The following is a 22,093-nucleotide window of genomic DNA, read 5'->3' as shown; positions in this document are numbered from 1 at the left end:
AACCGCTGCCACGTATTATTTTGACTGCCGCGACGCAGCGCGTTTGTGGCGAATAACTTCCACCACGCCAGGCAGTATCGATACCACGATAATTGCCACAATCAGCAGCTTCAGGTTTTCCTGTACCACCGGCAGGTTACCGAACAGGTAGCCCGCGTAGGTGAACAGCAAGACCCACAGCAGTGCGCCGACAACGTTATAAATCGCAAAATGGCGATAGCACATGTGCCCCATCCCGGCAACAAACGGTGCGAAGGTTCGCACAATCGGCACGAAGCGCGCGAGGATAATCGTTTTTCCGCCGTGACGCTCGTAAAAAGCATGAGTTTTATCAAGATAACTGCGGCGGAAGATTTTTGAATTCGGATTACTGAACAACTTCTCGCCAAACAGCCGCCCGATAGTGTAGTTCACCGCATCACCGATGATGGCGGCAATCACCATCAAAATGACCATGTAATGCACGTTCAGGTCGTTAGTTTCCAGCGAGGCCAGCGCGCCCGCCACAAACAGCAGCGAATCACCCGGTAAAAACGGCGTCACCACCAGCCCGGTTTCGCAGAACAAAATCAGGAACAAAATCGCGTAAACCCAGACGCCGTATTGTGCCACCAGCTCGGCCAAATGCACGTCGATATGCAAAATGAAGTCAATGATAAAACGGATGAAATCCATCAAAGTTTCCTTTCTTAAGCAGCAATCAGTCGGCTAAAAAAAGCGGCCCCATCGGGAGACGCGGCAGTGCAAAATGGTCAGGGTAATCCACCGACACAAGGTACAGTCCTTCCGCTTTCGCGGTGGCCGCAGCCTTAGTGCGGTCCTTCATTGCCAGCAGGTCAGCCATCCAGGTTTCAGCCTGGTTACCGCAGCCCACTTCCATCAGGCTGCCAACGATATTGCGCACCATATGGTGAACAAACGCGTTGGCCTTAATGTCCACCACGATGTAAGCGCCGTAGCGGTTTACCGTAATGTGCATCATATTGCGCCACGGGGTGCGCGACTGGCACTGCACCGCACGGAAAGAGGTAAAATCATTTTCCCCCAGCAGGCTCTGGGCGGCACGGTGCATTTTTTCCGCATCCAGAGGCAGGTGAAAATGGGTCACGCCCTGCTGCAAAACGGCCGGACGCAGGCGATGATTATAAATCACGTAGCGGTAACGCCGAGCCGTGGCGCTAAACCGGGCGTGAAACTCGGCCGGCACATCTTTTACCCAACGAACGGCGATGTCACCAGGCAAATTCGTATTTACGCCCATTGTCCAGGCTGCATCTTTGCGCAAGGCGCTGGTTTCAAAATGCACCACCTGACCTGTGGCGTGAACGCCAGCATCGGTGCGCCCCGCGCAAAACACGTTAATCGGCTCATTAGCCACCTGAGACAGCGCTTTTTCCAGTTTTTCCTGCACGCTGCGCACTTCGTTCTGGCGCTGCCAGCCGTAATATTTACTGCCGTCGTACTCAATGCCGAGCGCGATTTTATGAAGCGGGGTTTCGCTTAGCACTTCGGACATCAGTACATATACTCCTGCACCAGTTTCTCAGCGGTTTTTATCGCCATCAGCGCACCGCCAAAGCGAACGTTATCGGCGACCGACCAGAACTGAATTTGCTCCGGCATGCCGTAATCGTTTTGCACGCAGCCAATAGAAAGATGGCCGCTGCCGGACGCATCCGCAACCTGAGTCGGGAATTCGCCTTCTTCAGACAGCTCGATATCTTCCGCCTGGGTAAACGCATCCCGGGCCTCTTCAGCCGCCAGAGGACGCAGTGCTTCGAAATTAACGATTTGCGCGTGGCCGTAGAATACCGGCGACTGCACGAGGCTGGCAGAGATCATCAGACCGTCGTCCTGCAGCACTTTACGCGCTTCATTCACCAGGCGACGCTCTTCGCGCACGCTGCCTTCAGCATCCGGCACCAGCGGCAGCATGTTGAACGCCAGCTGGCGGCCAAACAAGTCCTCTTCATCGATAGGAATGCCGTTCAGCAGGCGTGCGCTCTGCCCGGCCAGCGCGTCAACGGCAGCTTTGCCGCGCGCGGAAGCAGACAGCAGGCTGGTGACCTGAATACGCGACAGGCCGCCCTGCTCGATAAGCGGTTTTAACGCGCTCAACAGCTGGCAGGTCAGGCTGTCCGCCACGGCAACCAGGTTACGGTTGCGGTAATCGCTCAGCACAAACGGGTTCACGTCCGGCACTACCAGCGGCACGTCCGGCTCCATAGCAAAAAGACCGCTGGAGTCGATAACCAGGCAGCCAGAATTGGTTGCTTCTTCCACGTATTGTGCGGACGCTTCAACGCCCCCGACGAAGAACGCAAGCTGGGCCTGAGTCCAGTCGAACTCTGCCGCGTCCTGCACCATGATGGTTTTGCCTTCATAACGCAGGTTTTCACCGGCGCTCTCGCTACGCGCCAGGGCATACAATTCACCAACCGGGAACTGACGTTCAGCAAGCAGTTCAAACAAAGCTGAGCCCACGGCACCGGTGGCGCCTAAAACGGCAATATTCCAGCCTTCAGACATGTTGGTTTACTCCAGAAAATAAAACAGATGCTCCCCGAAACAACGCCTCAGGGAGCCAGAAGATAAAACTTAGCTCAGCGGATGATGAATCGCGCTAAAACCCAGTTTTTGCAGCATGTTCGCTGCAGTTGCGTCATCGCACTGTACGTAAAGCGATGACCACTCGCGGCGCTCGAGGTAGTTTTTACGCAGCTTGTCGAATTCGCCAGGCTGACCGGCTACCTTTCGCAGTGGGGCATCGTCGCGGCGCACATCATACACCAGATGCACCAGTCTTTTGAGCGTCGGTTGATCGAGCGGACCCGCCAGAGTGATACGGCCAAACTCCGGCGCGGGCAGCAGCGAATCCAGCGCGACCTGTTGCGACTGACCGATGAAATCGCTAAAGGCTTCAAAGACCTGCGTGGTTCCGCGAGCCTTGCCCTCAAGCGTGTAGCCCGCAATATGTGAGGTGCCGATGTCCACCTTGCTCAGCAGCTCGACGTTGAGATCCGGCTCCGGTTCCCAGACGTCCAGCACGACGCTCAGCTCCTGCCCTGCTTTTAAGCATTTCAGCAGCGCAGCGTTGTCCACCACCGGGCCACGGCAGGCATTAATCAGAATAGCGCCAGGCTTCAGGCGGCTAATCAGCGCCTCATCGGCCAGGTGCAGCGTTTTGTAATCACCGGATTTAAACAGCGGCGTATGGAAGGTAATGATATCGGCATCCTGCACCAGCGCTTCCAGCGCCACGAAGTCGCCTTCGTCACCGCGATCGGCACGTGGCGGATCGCACAGCAGGGTACGCACGCCCCAGGCTTCAAGACGTGCCTGCAGGCGGGAACCGACGTTACCCACGCCAACGATACCGACGGTCCTGTCTTTCAGCTCAAAACCGTCGCGCTCGGCCAACATCAATAAGGAGGAGAACACATACTCAACAACGGCAATCGCGTTACACCCAGGTGCTGCGGAGAATGCCACCCCGGCACTTTGCAAATACGCTTCATCAACGTGATCGGTCCCGGCCGTTGCCGTCCCGACAAATTTAATCCCTTTACCGGCCAGCAGTTCGGCATTCACTTTCGTGACCGAACGCACCATCAGCGCGTCAGCATCCGTTAACGCTTCAACCGGAATCGGACGCCCCGGCACGGCAGTCACCTCGCCCAGGCGGCTGAAAAGTTCGCGGGCATAGGGCATATTTTCATCAACGAGGATTTTCACCTGAGTACCTGTCTGTTAATCGTCGAGATAAGGCCGGATAGTGTGCCATAATCTGACGTCCGGGCATAACGAACTACTTGCGAATGTTTTGTCGTACTTAAGGATCATTTAATAATGCAACCCATTCAGGGCGCCACGCCGCGTCCTCCGGGGGAACCAGCCTCCGCACCTTCTGCCGCTGGCGAACAGCCACTTTCCACCCAGCAACGTACAGTGCTGGAGCGTTTGATCACCCGGATCATTGCGCTCAGCCAGCAGCAGAGCGCTGAAGTGTGGGCCGGCCTGAAACACGATCTGGGGCTGAAAAACGAGACCCCGCTGCTGTCTCGTCATTTCCCGGCCGCCGAGCAAAATCTCAATCAACGCCTGACCAGCGCGCAAACCACGCTGGCAACGCGTCAGATCATTCAGCAACTGAGCGATTTGCTGCCGCAGGGCAACAATCGCCAGGCGGTGAGCGACTTTATCCGCCAGCAGTTTGGCCAGACGGCGCTGAGCCAGCTCACGCCGGACCAGCTAAAAACCGTGCTGACGCTGCTGCAAAACAACCAGCTCGCTATTCCTCAGCCGCAGCAGCGCCCGGCAACCGACCGCCCGCTGCTGCCCGCCGAGCACAACAGCCTGAACCAGCTCGTCACCAGGCTTGCGGCGGCTACGGGCGAGTCAGGGAAACAAATCTGGCAGTCGATGCTTGAGCTTTCGGGCGTGAAAACCGGCGAATTAATCCCGGCTAAGCATTTTGCCTTGCTGACCACCTGGCTACAGGCGAGGCAAACGCTGAACCATCAGCCTGCGCCAACGCTGCACAGCGTGCAGGCCGCACTTAAGCAGCCGCTTGAGCCGCAGGAGTGGAAAGAAATGGTGGATTACAGCCAGCAGCGCTTCCAGGCCACGCCGCAAAGCGTGCTGACGGCCGCGCAGGTGCAGGACATCCTTAACCAGGTATTTTTAAAACGCGCCGAGCGCCAGCAAGGCACAACAGAAGTGCGGGATATTCAGCCCATCTACAACCCGATGTTCAGCGCCATTATCGAACCGATAAAAGCGCTGAGCGCAAGGCCAGGGCTGGCATTGATTGCACTGGTCGTGGTGATGATTTTGCTTTGGCTGGTGATCTAGTGCTCTCAAGGCTGGCTTTTAGTCAGATTTCCGTTCAACTTTCCCGAGAGATATCTTTCGCTCCGCCGCTGAAGCGGTAAACCCACCGGCTATCACCCAAACAGTCGGGGTCGTAACCGGGGGCGATGAGAGCCGGGAACAAGGGCGTGGCTGTAAGTCTTGAAACGACTGTGACTTTCAGAATTGCTGCGGGTTTAAAGCGAGGCACGGTTCCGGCTTAAATCGCCTCGGTTTTCTCTCCAACTGGCCAGGGTCCGGACGTCGGGAACGGCCGGAGGCTGAGAGCGTCTGGAACGCATCTCAGCCGACCCAGGACTGGGAGATAAAACGGAGGTCTGCCGCTTCAGCGGTCGATTTATTTGGCCGGGAGTCCGGGGTCTCGGGGAAGTGACGGTGACTTCCCCGAGTCGTTCACCGTTGCGGTGGCTGCATATAAAACAGGACTGGAAGTGAACGGAATATTCACCGCCCCTGCATAATCACTGGTATTTGTGATAACAAAGCATCACTCCGATAATAAGGCTAAAAACCTACTTCCTGAACGCCACCAGCGTCACGGCAATCCCCAGAACCGCAGAAATCGCCCCCGCCATAAACACCGACGAATAGCCCATGGAAGTGGCCAGAATGCCCGTCAGTGGCCCGGTGATTCCGTATGAAATATCCTGGAATGCCGCATAGCCGCCCAGGGCAGTGCCACGAACCTGAGGCGGAACGCGCTTAACCACTTCCACGCCCAGCGCCGGGAAAATTAACGAGCAACCGCAGCCCGTCAGCGCTGCACCCAGCAACGCGGTCCAGGCACCTGGCGCATGCCAAAGAAGCAGCAAGCCCACCGTTTCAACGGCCAGGGAGAACAGCGCCACGCGCACGCCGCCGTAGCGGTCAGGCATCCAGCCAAACAGCACGCGCACCAGAACAAACGCGCCGCCGAAAGCCGTTAAGGTGAAGCCTGCATGAGCCCAGCCGTTTGCGGCAAAATAGAGCGAAACAAAGGTACCAATAACCGCGAAACCAACGCCCTGCAGCGCCAGCCCGAGCCCCGGTTGCCAGATAAGCCCGACAACGGTAAACAGCGAAGGCCGCTCGCCTTTATGGGCAGGAACAGGCTGCACGGTACTATTAAACAGCAGGCCAATCAGCGGCAGAGCAATGGTCGTCACGCCCAATGCCACAAAACCCCACTGGGCGTTGAGCATCAGACCGAGCGGCGCCCCGGCGGCCAGCGCACCGTAAATCGCCATCCCGTTCCAGGACATCACCTTGCCGGAGCGTCCCGGCCCAACCAGGCCTAACCCCCAGGTCAGGTTCCCGGTCAGCAGTTGGCTTTCACCAAAGCCGAGGATCAGCCGCCCCACGATCAGCAGGCCAAACTTTACGGCCGCATCGACAGGCAGCAGCGCGGCGAGCAAGTAGGCTACGCCCGCCAGCCCACAGGCAAACATCCCCTGCAGGACGGAGCGTTTGGCACCCATCTGGTCAGCCAGCCGTCCGGCATAGCCTCGGGTTAATACGGTGGCAAGAAACTGAATGCCCACCGCCACGCCAACCATCATGTTGCCGTAGCCAAGCTGCTGGTGAACAAAAAGCGGGATAACGGGCAGCGGCAGGCCAACCGTCATATAGGTAAGAAATACCGCAAAGGTAATTCTGAATAGCGATGTATTCGCCGACTTCGACGTTTTAAGGGTGGTCTCAGGTACCGCAGACATACTGCTTACTCCATAAATTCAGAGCAAGGCGCAACTCAACCCGCGCCCTTTCCTCTGAGTGTTCAGATTATAGGGTGCGTTGGTTAACGTTAAACGCTTACGCATTATCAAAATGATAATGGAGGGGAATGCATAGTGCCTGCCGGCCAACCGGCTGTCAATGCAGAGGAATAGACAAAAAAATAGGGCACCCGAAGGCACCCCATTCTGAATCAATCGCTTTGATTAAGCGTTCAGCTTGCGCATGACCAGCGTGGCGTTAGTGCCGCCGAAGCCGAAGCTGTTGGACATCACGGTGGTCAGCTTCGCATCGGTAGGTTTGGTAACGATGTTCAGGCCAGCAGCCTGCTCGTCCAGCTCTTCGACGTTAATGCTTGGCGCGATGAAGCCGTGCTCCAGCATCAGCAGAGAATAGATAGCTTCCTGCACGCCCGCAGCACCCAGAGAGTGACCGGTCATTGCTTTGGTCGCGGAAATGGCCGGGCTATGGTCAGCGAACACTTCACGAATCGCACCCAGCTCTTTCACGTCGCCTACCGGAGTAGAAGTCCCGTGGGAGTTCAGGTAGTCGATTGGGGTATCAACGCCATGCATCGCCATCTTCATGCAGCGCACCGCGCCTTCACCTGATGGAGCAACCATGTCTGCGCCATCGGACGTTGCGCCGTAGCCAACGATTTCAGCGTAGATATGTGCGCCACGTGCCAGAGCGTGCTCCAGCTCTTCAACCACAACCATGCCGCCGCCGCCAGCGATGATGAAGCCGTCACGGTGCGTGTCATAGGTACGGGAAGCTTTTTCTGGGGTTTCGTTGTATTTGGTGGACAGCGCGCCCATCGCATCGAACTCACAGGCCATTTCCCAGCCCAGCTCTTCGCCGCCGCCGGCAAAAACGATGTCCTGTTTGCCCAGCTGGATTTGCTCTACCGCGTTGCCGATACAGTGTGCGGAAGTTGCACAGGCAGAGCTGATAGAGTAGTTCACGCCGTGGATTTTGAACGGCGTGGCGAGGCAGGCGGAAACCGCTGAGCCCATCGCTTTGGTCACAACGTAAGGACCCACCGCTTTCAGGCCACGTGGGCTACGCATGGCGTCAGCACCAAAGACCTGCGCTTTAGAAGAACCGCCGGAGCCTGCAATCAGGCCAACGCGTGGGTTATTCTGATAAACCTCTTCGCTCAGGCCAGCATCAGCGATGGCCTCACGCATAGAAAGATAGGCATAGATAGAGGCATCGTTCATGAAACGAACCACTTTACGGTCAATCAACCCGGTGGTATCCAGCTTGACGTTACCCCAAATGTGGCTCCGCATTCCCGCTTCTTTAAACTCTTCCGAGAAAGTGATCCCGGAGCGTCCTTCTCGCAGAGATGCCAGGACTTCCTGCTGGTTATTACCAATGCTGGATACAATGCCCAGGCCAGTAATCACTGCACGTTTCATTCAAATACCTCGTTCACTGCACTATGTAGGATTTCGTGTGGCACAATAGCGTACAGTTGTACGCCGAACAAGTCCGATCAGCCAAATTATGCGGAAATTTGCGCCGCTCCGCTCGCCCCGTTATGATCGAGCCACTGCCTGTCACACGAGCAACTTACGTGAAACATTCCCCTATACAATCCGCCAACCTCGGTTTCAACGAAGAAGGTACACCTGTATCCCGAGATTTTGACGACGTTTACTTCTCTAACGATAACGGGCTGGAAGAGACGCGTTACGTCTTCCTCGGCGGAAACCACCTTCCCGAACGCTTTGCAACCCACGAAAGACCGCTTTTTGTGGTCGCCGAAAGTGGTTTTGGTACCGGCCTTAACTTTTTGACTTTATGGCAAGCGTTCGATGAATTTTGTGTGAAACGTGAGGGTGCCTGCTTAAAACGGCTGCATTTTATCAGTTTTGAAAAATTCCCCCTCACCGCCCCCGATCTCGCGCTAGCCCATCAGCACTGGCCGGAACTGAGCCGCTTCGCCGCCGAGCTTCAACAACAGTGGCCGCAGCCTGTGCCCGGCTGCCACCGCCTGCTGCTGGACAACGGGCGCATTACGCTGGACCTGTGGTTGGGGGATATTAACGAGCTGATATCTCAGTTGGATGACACGCTGAATCAGCAGGTAGATGCCTGGTTCCTTGACGGCTTCGCGCCCTCGAAAAACCCGGATATGTGGACGCCCCAGCTCTTCCAGGCCATGGTTCGCATGGCCCGCCCCGGCGGCACGCTGGCGACCTTTACCTCCGCTGGCTTTGTTCGTCGTGGGCTGATAGAAGCAGGCTTTACCGTGACACGAAGCAAAGGGTTTGGCCGCAAACGCGAGATGCTCGTCGGGTCGCTGCAAGAACCGGTTGAAACCCCAGCTCGCACACCGTGGTACTCCCGCCCCGGCACGCCCGAACGCGAAACCGCCATTATCGGCGGCGGAATAGCCAGCGCGCTGCTCTCTCTTGCGCTGCTGCGTCGAGGCTGGCAGGTGACGCTGTATTGTGAAGACGAGGCACCGGCTCAGGGAGCTTCCGGCAACCGCCAGGGCGCACTTTACCCTCTGCTTACCGCACATGATGCCGCGCTGACGACCTTTTTCCCGGCTGCATTCACCTTTGCACGACGCCTGTATGACGCCCTTCCGGTAGCGTTTGACCATGACTGGTGTGGCGTAACCCAGCTCGCCTGGGATGAAAAAAGCGCCCATAAAATCGAGCAAATGCTCGCTCTTGGCCTGCCCAAGCTACTGGCCACGGCGGTAGACGCCGAAACCGTGGAGAAAACCTGTGGCGTGGACACGCAGTGCGGCGGGATTAGCTATCCGCTGGGCGGCTGGCTCTACCCGGCGCAGCTTACGGCCGGGGCGCTGGAACTGGCCGGGCAGCAGGGATTGAAAATCCGCTATGGACATCAGGCTACCGGCTTAATGCCCGATAACGGCGGCTGGAAGATAGAGTTTGCTCAGCAGGAAGCGGTTCAACACGGCTCGGTGGTGCTGGCCAACGGCCATCAAATCAGCCGGTTTACGCAAACGCAAAATCTGCCGGTTTATTCAGTGGGCGGCCAGGTCAGCCATATTCCAACCACGCCGGGGTTAAGCCAGCTTCGCCAGGTCCTGTGCTATGACGGTTATCTGACGCCGGTTAATCCACAGAACCAGCATCACTGCATAGGTGCCAGCTATCATCGCGGCCAGGAAGAGATGACCTGGAACGAAGAAGATCAGCAGCATAATCGCCAGCGGCTGCTGGACTGTTTGCCGCATGCCGAATGGGCAAAAGAAGTGGACGTTTCAGCGAACGAAGCCCGCTGTGGCGTGCGCTGCGCTTCACGCGATCATCTACCAATGGTAGGCAGCGTTCCGGATTATGAAGCCACACTGGAGCAATACGCAGGGCTTGCCGGGGATCGTGAAAATGCGGCACCGTCTCCGGTGTACAACAACCTTTATATGCTGGGAGCCCTGGGTTCGCGCGGGCTGTGCAGCGCGCCGCTGGCCTCAGAGATTCTGGCGGCACAGATGAGCGAAGAACCTATTCCGCTGGATGCCGTCACGCTCGCGGCCTTGAACCCTAACCGGCTTTGGGTGAGGAAATTGCTGAAAGGCAAAGCGGTGAAATGATTTTCCCCTCATAAGCCCCTCTGTGAAGCTTTTATCCCCTCTCCCTTTTGGGGAGAGGGTCTGGGGAAGAGGCAGTCTTAGAACTTAGCCTTCTCGAAAAGCGTATCCCACATGCCCAGCACCAGCGCCTGATCGCGAGGCGACAGCTCACCCGCCTGGATTGCCTTTTGCAGGCTGTCGGTCACTACGACGTGCAGCGCTTCTGGCTTATGCTCGTCACCGTTTTCCAGTTCGGCCACGGCCAGAGTAAGGTGCCCACGCAGATAACCGCTGGCAAACAGGTCGTCGTCACTGGCGTGCTCCACCATCTCGTCAATCAACGCCAAAATACGTGACTCAAATTCCGCGATCATCATACATCCTCTTCATACAGGTGATTTTTAGTTTAGGTCTTCTGGCCAGGCAAACTGCCCGGCATCAAGCGCAGGGGTGCCATAATACGCCCTTAGCGCGTCAATCAGACGTGCCGGACGCTCAGGGATCCCCTCTTTCAGATAAGTCATAACCTGAGCATGAACCCGACGCTGGAAAGCAATACGGTCAGGCTCAAAATCGCCGCTCAGGTTGTCGCAGCTGACGTTAAACGGGAAGCCCGCGGCGGTGCTGAGCATCCATTCCAGCGCCTGCGGCTTCACTTCCACGTCTTCAAACTTGCCCTGGGTCTCAGCGTCGCGCCCGTCCGGGCAATACCAGTAGCCGAAGTCCACCAGCTTGCGGCGCTCTTTACCGGCCACGCACCAGTGAGAAATTTCATGCATTCCGCTGGCGTAGTAGCCGTGCGCAAAGACGATACGGTTATACGGCAGTTCGTTGTCCGCGGGCAGATAGATGGGCTCGTCGTCGCCCTTGATCAGGCGGGTATTAAACTCGACCAGGAAGCAGCTATCGAACACGTCGATCAGCTCCTGATAATGGTGCTGTTTGCTCATTGTTACGTTATTCATTTCAGGCTATCCCTAACCAGTGGAGGATTTCCGGTCCGTGGCTGTCATACAGCAGCCTGGCGCTCATCACCGCCGAAACCACGACGATCATCGGACGAATAAGCTGCTGCCCTTTACTCAATACGAGGCGTGAACCCACCCTCGCCCCTAAAAATTGCCCGGCCATCATCACAAGGCCGGTACCCCAAATCACCTTGCCGCCAATAATAAACAGCAGCAGCCCACCGAGGTTTGACGTGGCGTTAAGCACTTTGGCGTGGGCGGTAGATTTGGCGAGGTTGAAGCCACACAGCGTCACGAAGGCGAGTGCGTAAAACGACCCGGCGCCGGGGCCGAAGAAGCCGTCATAAAAACCTACGCAGCCGCCGGCGACTAGCGCAAACGGCAGGCCATACAGGCGGCGCTGGCGGTCTTCTTCACCCAGCTTTGGCATCAGCAGAAAATAAAGCCCGATGCCGATAATCAGCAGCGGCAGGATCTGACGCAGGATATCGGACTTCACGTGCTGCACCAGCAGCGCACCGCAGGTGGAGCCGATAAAGGTCATCAGAATATTGAGTTTCTGATCGGCAAGGCTGACCACCTTACGCCGAATGAAATAGAGCGAGGCAGAAACCGACCCGCCGCAGGCCTGAAGTTTGTTGGTCGCCAGCGCCTGCGCCGGGGACATCCCCGCAGCCAGCAAGGCCGGGACCGTCAGCAGCCCACCGCCGCCTGCAAGAGCATCAATAAACCCGGCCAGCATGGCGACAAAAAACAGCGCCACCAGCAGCGACGGGGAAACCATAAACCATTCCATTTAGAGAACGTGCTCATCCAGTAATGCCTGACAGGAGGCGGGTAGCGGCGGTGGCGTTGTCTTTTTCGGTGGCGTGCTGCCCGGTGCAGGCGGCGCGAACCAGCTTTGCAGCTCGGCACCGCAGCCGTCTCCCGGAGGAGGCAGAGGCTGATCTTCACACTCAAGGCTGTTACCCGGGCAGCGCAAACGTACGTGCATATGGGCGCGGTGGGCAAACCACGGACGTACCTTACGCAGCCAGTCCCGGTCAGCCCCAGCATCTTCGCAAAGCCGCTGCTTGATGGCAGGGTTCACAAAGATACGCGTGACCTCATTATCTTTGGCCGCAAGCTTAATCAGGCTGTCGATTTCCGGCTTCCACAGCGACGGCACTACGCGCTTGCCGTCGGCGGCGACCAGGTCCAACGCCTGCGGGCGCAGCAGCTGCGCCGACGTCCAGCGAGCTTTTGGCAGTTGCAGGAAAATATCGACATCAAGTCCGGTCTGGTGGCTGGCGTGCCCGGAGCTAAAACGCCCGCCCGCCGCCATGCCCATATCGCCAATCAGCACCGTGCCAAGGCCGAGCTGATTCACCTGATTACTCAGGCGCTGAATAAACATCACCAGATCGGGGTGTCCAAAATAGCGACGCTGATCCGGCCGCATCACCTGATAGCGAGCGTCCTCAAGCGGCAAAGCGTGCGCCCCCACGATACAGCCGTTGGAAAACGCGCCGATAGACTGTGCGCTACCGGCAATCGGATGGTCGATTTTTTGCCACGGCGTAGCCGCTAAAGCCTGAGCGCTGGCGGCCAGCGCCAGCATCCCGATCAGGAGTTTTTTCATCGTCTTACCAGCGAGGCAGCGGGGAAGAAACGTCAGCGTTCTGGGCGCGCTGGCGCAGCAGGTGATCCATCAGCACAATGGCCAGCATCGCCTCGGCGATCGGCACGGCGCGGATCCCCACGCACGGATCGTGACGACCACGGGTGATCATTTCCACTTCTTCGCCTTCGCGATTAATCGTTTTGCCCGGCACGGTAATGCTGGAAGTCGGCTTCAGGGCCATATTCGCCACAATCTGCTGGCCGCTGCTGATACCGCCCAGAATGCCGCCCGCGTGGTTGCTCTGGAAACCCTGTTGAGTAATTTCGTCCCGGTTCTGGCTGCCACGCAGGTTCACCACGCCGAAGCCTTCGCCAATCTCCACGCCTTTCACCGCGTTGATGCTCATCAGCGCGTGGGCAATGTCCGCGTCCAGACGGTCAAAGACCGGCTCGCCGAGGCCCGGCGGCACGTTGTCGGCAACAACCGTTATCTTCGCGCCGATAGAGTCACCCTCTTTTTTCAGGCCACGCATCAGCTCGTCCAGCGCTTCAATTTTATCCGGATCCGGGCAGAAGAACGGGTTCTGCTCTACCTGATCCCAGTCTTTGATTTCCAGCGGAATATCGCCCATCTGCGTCATGCAGCCGCGAATTTTAATGCCGAATTTCTGCTCAAGGTATTTCTTGGCAATCGCGCCCGCTGCCACACGCATGGCGGTTTCACGCGCGGAAGAACGGCCGCCACCGCGATAGTCGCGCAGGCCATATTTTTGTTCGTAGGTGTAATCCGCGTGCCCCGGACGGAACACGTCTTTGATGGCGCTGTAATCCTGGGAGCGCTGATCGGTGTTTTCGATAAGCAGGCCGATACTTGTACCGGTCGTTACGCCTTCAAACACGCCGGAGAGAATTTTTACCTGGTCAGGCTCACGGCGCTGGGTGGTGTAACGAGAGGTGCCCGGGCGGCGGCGATCGAGATCGTGCTGCAGGTCGGCTTCGGTCAGCGGGATGCCCGGCGGGACGCCGTCAACAATGCAGCCCAGCGCGATGCCGTGGGATTCACCAAATGTCGTTACGCGAAAAACCTGTCCAATACTGTTACCAGCCATCACGGCTCCTTACTGAATCACCGTTGTCGTTGTTGTGTTGTGCGCGGGAAGTAAAACAAGCCCGAAGACTCGTTTACGTGCGGCAATTAATCTTTGTAGATGCTGAAGTGCTCGCGAGCCTCGATCAACTGCGCTTTGGTCAGCATAAACACGCCGTCGCCGCCGTTATCGAACTCAAGCCAGGTGAACGGCACCTCCGGATATTGATCCATCAGGTGCACCATGCTGTTCCCTACTTCACAAATCAGGATCCCGCCGTCGGCCAGGTAGTCCGGCGCGCAGGCCAGGATGCGGCGAGCCAGCTTCAGGCCATCGCTTCCGGCCGCCAGGCCCAGCTCTGGTTCAAAGTGATATTCACCCGGCAGGTCGGCCATGTCTTCTTCATCAACGTACGGCGGGTTTGTCACAATCACGTCGTACTGCACTTTAGGCAGGTCACGGAACAGGTCAGAGCGAATCGGCGTGACGTTGTGGTCCATACCGTGTTCGGAAATGTTCTGCTCGGCCACGGCGATAGCGTCAGGGGAAATATCAACGATATCTACTTCCGCATTCGGGAATTCATAGGCGCAGGCGATGCCGATACAGCCGCTGCCGGTGCACATATCAAGAATATGCTGCGGCTCGTGATCGATCATCCCGGCAAAGCGGTTATTGATCAGCTCACCAATTGGGGAACGCGGGACCAGCACGCGTTCGTCAACGTAGAACTCGTGGCCGCAGAACCAGGCTTTATTCGTCAGATAAGCAACCGGAATACGCTCGTTTACGCGGCGAATCACACGCTCAACGATGCGGTGACGCTCGCTTGGCGTCAGGCGCGCGGTACGCATATCTTCAGGAATATCAAGCGGCAGGTAAAGGCTTGGCAGAACCAGCTGAACGGCTTCATCCCATGGATTGTCGGTGCCGTGCCCATACCAGATGTTGGCGGCGCTAAAGCGGCTGACCGACCAGCGCAGCATATCCTGAATGGTATGCAGCTCGTTTACTGCCTCATCGACGAAAATTTTATCCACGTGCCCTCCGCAGGCGACTCACGCTAGTTCAATAATAATCGGCTAGTTTGCCATGAAGGAGGCGACAAATCAGCACCCATCGACGCCGGGAGGCGGTGAAATTTGCGTTTTCTTTATTGCCGATGGGGAAAGCGGGTAAACTGGCGACAAAGCGAATGCGAGATGAGATATACATGAAAAAGAAATCACCGCTCAGTTCCGAAGACGAGGCGCTTTTTCGCGGCCTGATGAGCGGCACCAAAAAACTGGCTCAGGATACGATTGTTCACCGCCCGGTACGTAAAAAAATAACGGAAGTCCCGGTAAAACGCCTGCTACAGGAACAGGCCGATGCCAGCCACTATTTTTCGGATGAGTTTCAGCCGCGCCTGGCGACCGAAGGGCCAATGCGCTATGTGCGTGAAGGTGTGAGCCATTTTGAGCTGAAGAAACTGCGTCGCGGTGACTATTCCCCGGAGTTGTTTCTTGATTTGCACGGTCTGACGCAGCTTCAGGCAAAACAGGAGCTGGGGGCGCTGATTGCCGCCTGTCGCCGTGAACATGTATTTTGCGCCTGCGTCATGCACGGCCACGGTAAACACGTTCTCAAGCAACAAACGCCGCTGTGGCTGGCGCAGCATCCGCATATTGTCGCGTTTCACCAGGCACCGAAAGAGTACGGCGGTGATGCCGCACTGCTGGTGCTAATAGAAATTGAAGAGTGGCAGCCGCCGGAGCTGCCGTAAATTCGGCGTGAAAGATTCCCCTCACCCCGCCCCCGGAGGGAGAGGGTGAAAGCGATCGGGAACAGTCCCCTCGCCCCTTTGGGGAGAGGGTTAGGGTGAGGGGAAAAATTCTCAATACTTAAAACGCAAAAAGAGCCGCTTTCGCGACTCTTTTTTTCATGCTCACAGCAATCAGATAGCCTTAGCCACCTTGAAATTGCAGGGGCTCATCTGCCAGTTAAATACGCCGTTACCCGATTCCGGATCCAGCGTGACGTTGGCAATTGCCGAAGTGGTAAACATCGGCGGGGCCTCTTCCGGGCAAAGCTCGGAAACCAGGTAGCCGACCAGCGGCAGGTGGGAAACCACCAGCGCGGATTCAACGCCTTCGTTTGCCAGCGCCAGCAGGTAATCTCCCACCAGGCCCACATCACCGCAGGGCCGTAGCTCGGGCAGGATGTCTTCTTTTTCCGGGAGGTTCAGCGCTTCCCGCACCACGTCCAGGGTCTGTTCAGCTCGCAGGTAAGGGCTCACCAGAACACGTTCGATACTTGTCACCTGACCTGTTAACCAGGTCGCCATCAGACGGGACTCATCACACCCACATTGGGTAAGGGGACGAACCGAGTCGCTGGCAGCATCGAGTGCTGCGTCGCCGTGACGCATGATAAAAACTTGCATATTGCACCGCTTTTGTTAACCAGGAACGCCTGAACCCGCACGCTGAAAAAGTGGGGTTCACGGCAGCCGGGCATTGTGCCTTATCCGTACATCGAATGAAACGCTGTCTTTTACCTCAATGCTGCAAGTATAGTCAATATCTGTTTACAAAATGACCTTGCAGCGTACATTTCCCGGTTTTAGCTCAGCGCTTCGTCATGCTCAGTCACCGGCTTCGGCTTCAACGCCGGCCAGAAACTAAGCTGTTGTTCAGCCATAATAATCAGCCTTTCGCAGGGCTTGAAACGTTCCCCGTACTGACCCGCTAAACGCTGTAATTTTGCCACAACGTCCGCGGCACTCAGGCTGTCCATATACCTGAATGGCCCGCCCAGGAACGGCGGAAAACCGATGCCGAACACGCCGCCAATATCACCATCCCGTGCGCTTCTGACCACGCCCTCATCGAGGCAGCGCGCGGCTTCGTTGAGCATCATCATCACGCAGCGTTCGGCGATTTGCTCCGGGGTCTGACGCCCGTTTGGCGTCACGCCTAACAGCTTGTAAATCGCTGTATCCGGCTGTTTCTTGCTTTTACGCCCTTTCGCCGGATAAAGATAGAAACCGCGACCATTTTTTCTTCCTTTGCGATCGTCCTTCAAGATTGCATCGACGCTTTCAGGCGCGGCGAAGCGATCGCCGAAGGCCTGCTGCAAAATCGGAATAATTTTAGTGCCGACGTCTATCCCAACTTCGTCCAACAGCTGCACGGGCCCTACCGGGAAACCAAACTTAACCAGCGCTTCGTCGATACGTTCGATAGGCTCACCTTCCGTCAGGCAGCGCAGCGCTTCGTTAATGTAAGGTGCAAGAATACGGTTGACGTAAAAGCCAGCGCTGTCGCCGACAACGATCGGCGTTTTGCCCTGTTTTTTCGCCAGCTGTACGGTGGTGGAAATGGTTTCCGCACTGGTGCCTGCGTGAGGGATCACCTCAACCAGCGGCATCTTGTCGACCGGACTGAAAAAGTGCAGGCCGATGACCTGCTGCGGGCGCGCAGCTTGAGCGGCTATGTCAGCAATCGGCAGCGACGAGGTGTTTGAGGCAAAAACAGTATGCGGCGCGGCGTGCTGCTCCACTTCGGCCACCATTTTCTGCTTCAGGGCCAAATCTTCAAACACGGCTTCCACCACGATATCGCGCTGGCTGAACCCGTGATAATCGGTTCCCCCTGAGATGCGGGCCAGCTCGCGCTGCCGTTCGGCCGGCTTCATATGGCGGCGGCGAACTTTTTTGTCCAGCAGATCCCAGCTGTATTTCAGCGCGTGGTTAATCCCTTCGTTATTAATGTCTTTAATGCGCACCGGCAGCTTGCCTTTAGTGGCCGTCACATAGGCAATACCGCCGCCCATTAGCCCGCCGCCAAGGATACCGACCGCATTCAGTTTGCCGGGTTTTGCATCCCCGCCGTACTCTTTCTTTAACTCAGTGCTGGCAAAGAACAGGCCGCGCAGCGCGGCAGATTCCGCAGACATCGCCAGCTCGCCAAACGCTTTAGCTTCGGCCTCATAGCCGCTTTTGCTCCCCTGCTCCAGCCCGGTACGAATAACGTCGATGATGCGGCGAGTTGCCGGGTAGTTACCCTGGGTTTTTGCCTCAGTCTTCTTGCTGACCAGGCTGAACAGCAGAGAGCGCCCCAGCGGCCCGGCAAGCACTCGCTCTTTTACCGGCAGCTCACGCGAAGGTTTTCTTCCTTTAAGCGCCAGCTCAACGGCGGTTTCCAGCAGAATGGACTCTGGCACCACGTCATCCACCAGCCCCAGCTTCAGCGCCTGGCGAGGGCGCAGCTGCTTGCCGGTCAAAATCATGTCTAACGCGTTACTGACGCCTATCAGGCGTGGCAAACGCTGAGTGCCGCCCGAGCCCGGCAGCAGGCCCAGCTGAACTTCCGGCAGGCCAAGCTGCGTTTTGGGCGAGTCAGTGCAAATTCGGGCATGGCAGGCAAGCGCCATTTCCAGCCCGCCGCCCAGACAGGCGCCGTGGATAGCGGCCACAACCGGCATCGGCAGCGCGGCGATTTCCGCCATGATCTGCTGCCCCTGCCGCGCCAGCTCCTGCGCTTCCCCGGCCGTTTTACAGCCAGCAATCATGTTGATATCGGCCCCGGCAATAAAGTTGTCAGGTTTGCCGGAGATAAACACCAGCCCCTGCACGCTCGGGTTGTCGCGCAGCTTTTTAATAATGCCGTGTACCTGAGCGCCAAACTCGGCTTTCAGGGTATTCATCTTCTCGCCAGGCACGTCGATGGTGACCACGGCAACGTTATCCAGACGGATGTGTAAATCGAATGCGCCTTTCTGCTCCATTACTCCACCTCCAGAACCATTGCCGCACCAAGGCCGCCGGCGGCACACGCCGTAACAAGGCCAAAACCGCCGCCACGGCGACGCAGCTCGTGCAGCGTTTGGGTAATCATCCTTGCGCCAGTGGCCGCAAACGGGTGTCCGTAGGCAATCGACCCACCCAGCACGTTAAATTTAGCGTCATCCACTTCACCGGTGGCATGAGCCCGGCCCAGCACGTTGCGGGCGAAGTTTTCGCTGGAAAGCATTTTCAAATTGGCTAACGTCTGCGCGGCAAAAGCTTCGTGCATATCAAACAGCGTCAAATCATTCAGGGTGATCCCGGCGCGCTCAAGCGCCAGCGGCGTAGCCCATGCCGGGCCAAGCAGCATATCCTGCCAGACATCAATGGCGGTAAACGCGTAGCTGCGCAGGTAGCCGAGCGGCTTGAGGCCAAGCTCTTTCGCGCGGGATTCGGTCATCAGGATAACGGCCGCCGCGCCGTCCGTCAGCGGCGTACTGTTCGCGGCGGTAACGGTGCCGTGCTTGCGGTCAAAAGCCGGGCGCAGTTTTGCATAATCAGCCAGGCTGGAGCCTTTACGCACGTTGTTATCTTCAGCAAACGGCTGGCGGTATGGCGGAATAAACGCCGTCATAACCTCATCGGCAAGTTTACCTTCCTGCCAGGCCTGCGCGGCACGCTCGTGGGAACGATGAGCCAGCGCATCCTGCATTTCGCGGCTGATGCCGTGAGTTTTCGCCATCTGCTCGGCGGTGTCGCCCATCCGCAGGCCGGTTGAGTATTCCGCCACCGCTGGGGGAACCGGTAATAAATCACGAGGACGTAATTTGGAAAACAGTTTCAGGCGCTGCCCGAGCGTGCGCGCTTTATTCACATCCACCAGCGTGCGGCCCAGCTTTTTGCTTACGCCAATAGGCAGCACGGAAGAGGAATCTGCGCCCCCGGCAATACCGGCTCGGATAGTCCCGGCCATCAGGCTTTCGGCCACGTTTGCAACGGCCTGGAAACTGGTGGCGCAGGCACGGCTCACGCTATACGCGTCGGTATGTACGCTCATACCGGTACCAAGTACGATTTCGCGGGCAATGTTTGGGGCTTCTGGCATCTGTACAACCTGGCCGAAAACCAGCTGTTCGATAGCTTCGGGCGGCACTTCGCTGCGCGCCATCAGCTCGCTCACCACCATATTGCCGAGATCGACGGCGGGAATACCATGGAAAGCCGTGGCCTGGCGGGCAAACGGCGTACGTAAACCACTGACAATGGCAATACGATCGCCCTGGCGGGTAATCAACGGCAGTGCCTGACTCATAACGCTCCCCTGCTAAAAAAAGTGAATACAGACAAAAAGTGGTCTGACCTGATCACAGTCTTAACTAAAAATTCACATCCAGCCAACCGGCGGGCGAGAAAAATGGGAGAAGCGACACGAATTATTACATAACGAAATGAAACACCCCGCACAATGCGGGGTGTTTGGCAGAGGGGATTAACGCAGGCCGAGCTGGAAGATCATGGTTTCAGCCTGGCAACTGAACACGAAGTCGATATCCAACTGCACGCCATCAGCCACTTCGGTATAACGCGGGGTAATCTGGCAAGGCTCGGATTCTACTTCGCGGGCTTTGGCCGTTAAGGCTGCCAGAACCTCATCAGCCTGTGCTTTATCAGCAAATACGCGGCTGTAGGAAGCGATGCAATCTGTGTTGTCGATAATGGAACCGACATCAATGCAGCAGCAAACTGGGGTTTCATCGGCGGTATTTTTACTCATCACGCTTTCCTCTGTAATGCGGCCTAAAAAGGGAGATTGGTTAACACAATTGCGGGCATTTTACGCCCGCGGTTGTTTCTGCTCCAGTTGATAATCCTCACAAAACCGACAAGTGACGGAAATCACACTTAAAAATGATCTAAAACAAATAACATCCGCCGTTTGCCGGGAAGTTCCCCCGGATTTTGCCAAGCAGATCCCGTTTTTAAGATCAAACTTGAAAAACTTTAGAAACAAACTTGCAACATCCTCGCTGGTCGGACCTATACTCTCGCCACTGGTCTGATTTCTCTGTACCCGATCAGTCCCTACTATTCGCGCTCCTGTTACGGTATGTAACATTGTTTGCATAAAAATAAATCAATGAGGTTTTGGTCATGAGCCAGAAAAACCTGTTTGCAAAGTCAGCCCTCGCGGTTGCAGTGGCAATAGTCTCTTCCCAGGCGTATGCCGCCGGCTTTCAATTAAACGAGTTCTCTTCCTCTGGCCTTGGCCGAGCGTATTCGGGGGAAGGTGCAGTCGCGGATAATGCGGGTTCAGCAAGCCGCAACCCCGCCACCATCATGATGTTTGACCGCCCTTCTTTCTCCGCGGGCGCCATCTTCGTTGACCCGGACGTAGATATCTCCGGTACCTCAAAAACCGGCAAAAGCACCGATGCAAAAAACATCGCGCCGACCGCATGGGTGCCTAACCTGCACTTTGTCGCGCCGATTAACGACCAGTTCGGCTGGGGTGCATCCGTCACCTCTAACTACGGCCTGGCCACCGAATATAATGACAGCTATACCGCCGGTTCCATGGGTGGCACGACCGACCTGACCACCCTGAACCTGAACCTGAGCGGTGCCTACCGCCTGAACAGCAACTGGAGCTTCGGTCTGGGCTTTGATGCTGTCTACGCGAAAGCGAAGATTGAGCGCTATGCGGGTGACCTGCCGCAGCTGATTGCGGGTAACCCGTCTTCCCCGCTGACCCCGGCTCAGCGCCAGGCTATCGGCACATTACCGGCCAATACTCAGATTGCGCACCTCAAGGGTGACAAATGGGGCTTTGGCTGGAACGCCGGTATTCTTTATGAAATCAACAAAGATAACCGCTACGGCTTTACCTATCGTTCTGAAGTGAAAGTTGACTTCGACGGCGACTATAAGAGCAGCCTGCCGGCGGCCTATAACCCGCTGCTGTCTAACTTTGGTCTGCCTTCAGGCACCAATGGCCAAACCGTACCGGGTTCTCTGAGCCTGCACCTGCCAGAAATGTGGGAACTGTCCGGTTATAACAAAGTGGCGCCGAAGTGGGCCGTGCACTATAGCCTGACCTACACCAGCTGGAGCCAGTTCCAGGAGCTGAAAGCGACCGGCAACAACGGCCAGACGCTGTTCTATAAAGACGAAGGCTTCAAGGATGCTTACCGCATCGCGCTGGGCACCACCTACTTCATGGACGATAACTGGACGTTCCGTACCGGTATCGCGTTCGATGACAGTCCGGTTCCGGCCGACAAGCGTTCTATCTCCATTCCGGATCAGGACCGCCTGTGGCTGAGCGCCGGTACCACTTATGCGTTTAACAAAGACGCTTCTGTGGACGTAGGTGTTTCCTACATGCACGGCCAGAAAGTCACCATCGAAGAAGGCCCATACACCTTCAAATCTGAAGGTAAAGCCTGGCTGTACGGCGCGAACTTCAACTACGCGTTCTAAGTTACCGCCCCGAAAAGCAAACCGCCTTCATCACGAAGGC

Annotated in this window: 20 protein-coding genes; 4 read left to right on the top strand and 16 right to left on the bottom strand. The window is 56.9% G+C overall.

Translation table 11 applies throughout. The features are described from left to right. Positions 1 to 15: 15 nt before the first annotated feature. The 4 genes from JT31_RS18930 to pdxB all read right to left on the bottom strand — a co-directional run bounded on the left by JT31_RS18930 (position 16) and on the right by pdxB (position 3,735). On the bottom strand, positions 16 to 675 hold the full coding sequence (locus JT31_RS18930) for a DedA family protein (protein ID WP_038480757.1): 660 nt from the start codon (positions 673 to 675) through the stop codon (positions 16 to 18). Positions 676 to 700: 25 nt separating this feature from the next. Then, complete coding sequence (gene truA, locus JT31_RS18925) at positions 701 to 1,516, bottom strand: tRNA pseudouridine(38-40) synthase TruA (protein WP_038480754.1); 816 nt, start codon at positions 1,514 to 1,516, stop codon at positions 701 to 703. Continuing rightward, positions 1,516 to 2,529 (bottom strand): aspartate-semialdehyde dehydrogenase, encoded by a 1,014-nt coding sequence (locus tag JT31_RS18920; protein WP_038480751.1) that lies wholly within the window; start codon positions 2,527 to 2,529, stop codon positions 1,516 to 1,518. Before JT31_RS18920 ends, truA begins: the two co-directional genes overlap by 1 nt. A 69-nt stretch (positions 2,530 to 2,598) precedes the next feature. Further along, on the bottom strand, positions 2,599 to 3,735 hold the full coding sequence (pdxB, locus tag JT31_RS18915; protein ID WP_038480747.1) for a 4-phosphoerythronate dehydrogenase PdxB: 1,137 nt from the start codon (positions 3,733 to 3,735) through the stop codon (positions 2,599 to 2,601). Positions 3,736 to 3,849: 114 nt separating this feature from the next. On the opposite strand from pdxB, the gene flk reads away from it, so the two are divergent. After that, complete coding sequence (flk, locus tag JT31_RS18910) at positions 3,850 to 4,854, top strand: flagella biosynthesis regulator Flk (RefSeq protein ID WP_038480744.1); 1,005 nt, start codon at positions 3,850 to 3,852, stop codon at positions 4,852 to 4,854. 530 nt (positions 4,855 to 5,384) lie between these two features. Here flk and JT31_RS18905 read toward each other — a convergent pair. Then, entirely contained in the window at positions 5,385 to 6,566 is a 1,182-nt protein-coding gene (locus tag JT31_RS18905; protein WP_038480741.1) for an MFS transporter, read from the bottom strand. Between the two features lie 225 nt (positions 6,567 to 6,791). After that, a complete protein-coding gene (fabB, locus tag JT31_RS18900) occupies positions 6,792 to 8,009 on the bottom strand; it encodes a beta-ketoacyl-ACP synthase I (protein WP_038480738.1) in 1,218 nt (405 codons plus the stop codon). A 158-nt stretch (positions 8,010 to 8,167) separates the two neighbouring features. Between fabB and mnmC the strand changes: the two genes are divergently transcribed. Next, positions 8,168 to 10,168, top strand: coding sequence for a bifunctional tRNA (5-methylaminomethyl-2-thiouridine)(34)-methyltransferase MnmD/FAD-dependent 5-carboxymethylaminomethyl-2-thiouridine(34) oxidoreductase MnmC (gene mnmC / locus JT31_RS18895; protein WP_038480735.1), 2,001 nt, complete (start codon positions 8,168 to 8,170; stop codon positions 10,166 to 10,168). Positions 10,169 to 10,245: 77 nt separating this feature from the next. Here the strand turns inward: mnmC and JT31_RS18890 are convergent, their stop codons facing one another. The 6 genes from JT31_RS18890 to prmB all read right to left on the bottom strand — a co-directional run bounded on the left by JT31_RS18890 (position 10,246) and on the right by prmB (position 14,845). Beyond that, a complete protein-coding gene (locus tag JT31_RS18890; RefSeq protein WP_038480733.1) occupies positions 10,246 to 10,521 on the bottom strand; it encodes a YfcL family protein in 276 nt (91 codons plus the stop codon). Positions 10,522 to 10,548: 27 nt separating this feature from the next. Then, positions 10,549 to 11,097, bottom strand: coding sequence for an elongation factor P hydroxylase (locus tag JT31_RS18885; protein WP_038483315.1), 549 nt, complete (start codon positions 11,095 to 11,097; stop codon positions 10,549 to 10,551). A gap of 16 nt (positions 11,098 to 11,113) precedes the next feature. Beyond that, positions 11,114 to 11,911 (bottom strand): sulfite exporter TauE/SafE family protein, encoded by a 798-nt coding sequence (locus tag JT31_RS18880; protein ID WP_038480730.1) that lies wholly within the window; start codon positions 11,909 to 11,911, stop codon positions 11,114 to 11,116. Further along, positions 11,912 to 12,736 (bottom strand): penicillin-insensitive murein endopeptidase, encoded by an 825-nt coding sequence (gene mepA, locus JT31_RS18875; protein WP_038480727.1) that lies wholly within the window; start codon positions 12,734 to 12,736, stop codon positions 11,912 to 11,914. A gap of 4 nt (positions 12,737 to 12,740) precedes the next feature. Beyond that, on the bottom strand, positions 12,741 to 13,826 hold the full coding sequence (aroC, locus tag JT31_RS18870; protein WP_038480724.1) for a chorismate synthase: 1,086 nt from the start codon (positions 13,824 to 13,826) through the stop codon (positions 12,741 to 12,743). Positions 13,827 to 13,912: 86 nt separating this feature from the next. After that, entirely contained in the window at positions 13,913 to 14,845 is a 933-nt protein-coding gene (gene prmB, locus JT31_RS18865; RefSeq protein ID WP_038480721.1) for a 50S ribosomal protein L3 N(5)-glutamine methyltransferase, read from the bottom strand. Between the two features lie 173 nt (positions 14,846 to 15,018). Between prmB and smrB the strand changes: the two genes are divergently transcribed. Further along, positions 15,019 to 15,570 (top strand): endonuclease SmrB, encoded by a 552-nt coding sequence (gene smrB, locus JT31_RS18860; RefSeq protein ID WP_038480719.1) that lies wholly within the window; start codon positions 15,019 to 15,021, stop codon positions 15,568 to 15,570. A 171-nt stretch (positions 15,571 to 15,741) separates the two neighbouring features. Here the strand turns inward: smrB and sixA are convergent, their stop codons facing one another. The 4 genes from sixA to JT31_RS18840 form a co-directional block, all read right to left on the bottom strand. Then, positions 15,742 to 16,230 carry a phosphohistidine phosphatase SixA gene (sixA, locus tag JT31_RS18855; RefSeq protein ID WP_038480716.1) on the bottom strand — a complete coding sequence of 163 codons (489 nt, stop codon included), beginning with the start codon at positions 16,228 to 16,230 and terminating at the stop codon, positions 15,742 to 15,744. A 179-nt stretch (positions 16,231 to 16,409) separates the two neighbouring features. Further along, positions 16,410 to 18,575, bottom strand: a complete 2,166-nt coding sequence (gene fadJ / locus JT31_RS18850) for a fatty acid oxidation complex subunit alpha FadJ (protein ID WP_038480713.1) — start codon at positions 18,573 to 18,575, stop codon at positions 16,410 to 16,412. Next, a complete protein-coding gene (gene fadI / locus JT31_RS18845) occupies positions 18,575 to 19,885 on the bottom strand; it encodes an acetyl-CoA C-acyltransferase FadI (protein ID WP_038480709.1) in 1,311 nt (436 codons plus the stop codon). The genes fadJ and fadI overlap by 1 nt, the downstream gene beginning before the upstream one ends. 177 nt (positions 19,886 to 20,062) lie before the next feature. Next, positions 20,063 to 20,347, bottom strand: a complete 285-nt coding sequence (locus tag JT31_RS18840) for a YfcZ/YiiS family protein (RefSeq protein ID WP_038480707.1) — start codon at positions 20,345 to 20,347, stop codon at positions 20,063 to 20,065. Positions 20,348 to 20,724: 377 nt separating this feature from the next. On the opposite strand from JT31_RS18840, the gene fadL reads away from it, so the two are divergent. After that, positions 20,725 to 22,053, top strand: a complete 1,329-nt coding sequence (gene fadL / locus JT31_RS18835; RefSeq protein ID WP_038480704.1) for a long-chain fatty acid transporter FadL — start codon at positions 20,725 to 20,727, stop codon at positions 22,051 to 22,053. The last annotated feature ends 40 nt before the right edge of the window (positions 22,054 to 22,093 follow it).

It is taken from the genome of Cedecea neteri, assembly GCF_000757825.1.
Taxonomy (GTDB): Bacteria; Pseudomonadota; Gammaproteobacteria; order Enterobacterales; family Enterobacteriaceae; genus Cedecea; species Cedecea selenatireducens.
This window is presented reverse-complemented; position numbering and strand designations above follow the sequence as displayed.

What these genes read in the sequence shown, in the direction of transcription:
- JT31_RS18930 (WP_038480757.1), bottom strand. Translation starts at nt 675, where the DNA reads ATGGATTTCATCCGTTTTATCATTGACTTCATTTTGCATATCGACGTG.
- truA (WP_038480754.1), bottom strand. Translation starts at nt 1,516, where the DNA reads ATGTCCGAAGTGCTAAGCGAAACCCCGCTTCATAAAATCGCGCTCGGC.
- JT31_RS18920 (WP_038480751.1), bottom strand. Translation starts at nt 2,529, where the DNA reads ATGTCTGAAGGCTGGAATATTGCCGTTTTAGGCGCCACCGGTGCCGTG.
- flk (WP_038480744.1), top strand. Translation starts at nt 3,850, where the DNA reads ATGCAACCCATTCAGGGCGCCACGCCGCGTCCTCCGGGGGAACCAGCC.
- JT31_RS18905 (WP_038480741.1), bottom strand. Translation starts at nt 6,566, where the DNA reads ATGTCTGCGGTACCTGAGACCACCCTTAAAACGTCGAAGTCGGCGAAT.
- fabB (WP_038480738.1), bottom strand. Translation starts at nt 8,009, where the DNA reads ATGAAACGTGCAGTGATTACTGGCCTGGGCATTGTATCCAGCATTGGT.
- JT31_RS18890 (WP_038480733.1), bottom strand. Translation starts at nt 10,521, where the DNA reads ATGATCGCGGAATTTGAGTCACGTATTTTGGCGTTGATTGACGAGATG.
- JT31_RS18885 (WP_038483315.1), bottom strand. Translation starts at nt 11,097, where the DNA reads ATGAGCAAACAGCACCATTATCAGGAGCTGATCGACGTGTTCGATAGC.
- JT31_RS18880 (WP_038480730.1), bottom strand. Translation starts at nt 11,911, where the DNA reads ATGGAATGGTTTATGGTTTCCCCGTCGCTGCTGGTGGCGCTGTTTTTT.
- mepA (WP_038480727.1), bottom strand. Translation starts at nt 12,736, where the DNA reads ATGAAAAAACTCCTGATCGGGATGCTGGCGCTGGCCGCCAGCGCTCAG.
- aroC (WP_038480724.1), bottom strand. Translation starts at nt 13,826, where the DNA reads ATGGCTGGTAACAGTATTGGACAGGTTTTTCGCGTAACGACATTTGGT.
- smrB (WP_038480719.1), top strand. Translation starts at nt 15,019, where the DNA reads ATGAAAAAGAAATCACCGCTCAGTTCCGAAGACGAGGCGCTTTTTCGC.
- sixA (WP_038480716.1), bottom strand. Translation starts at nt 16,230, where the DNA reads ATGCAAGTTTTTATCATGCGTCACGGCGACGCAGCACTCGATGCTGCC.
- fadJ (WP_038480713.1), bottom strand. Translation starts at nt 18,575, where the DNA reads ATGGAGCAGAAAGGCGCATTCGATTTACACATCCGTCTGGATAACGTT.
- fadI (WP_038480709.1), bottom strand. Translation starts at nt 19,885, where the DNA reads ATGAGTCAGGCACTGCCGTTGATTACCCGCCAGGGCGATCGTATTGCC.
- JT31_RS18840 (WP_038480707.1), bottom strand. Translation starts at nt 20,347, where the DNA reads ATGAGTAAAAATACCGCCGATGAAACCCCAGTTTGCTGCTGCATTGAT.
- fadL (WP_038480704.1), top strand. Translation starts at nt 20,725, where the DNA reads ATGAGCCAGAAAAACCTGTTTGCAAAGTCAGCCCTCGCGGTTGCAGTG.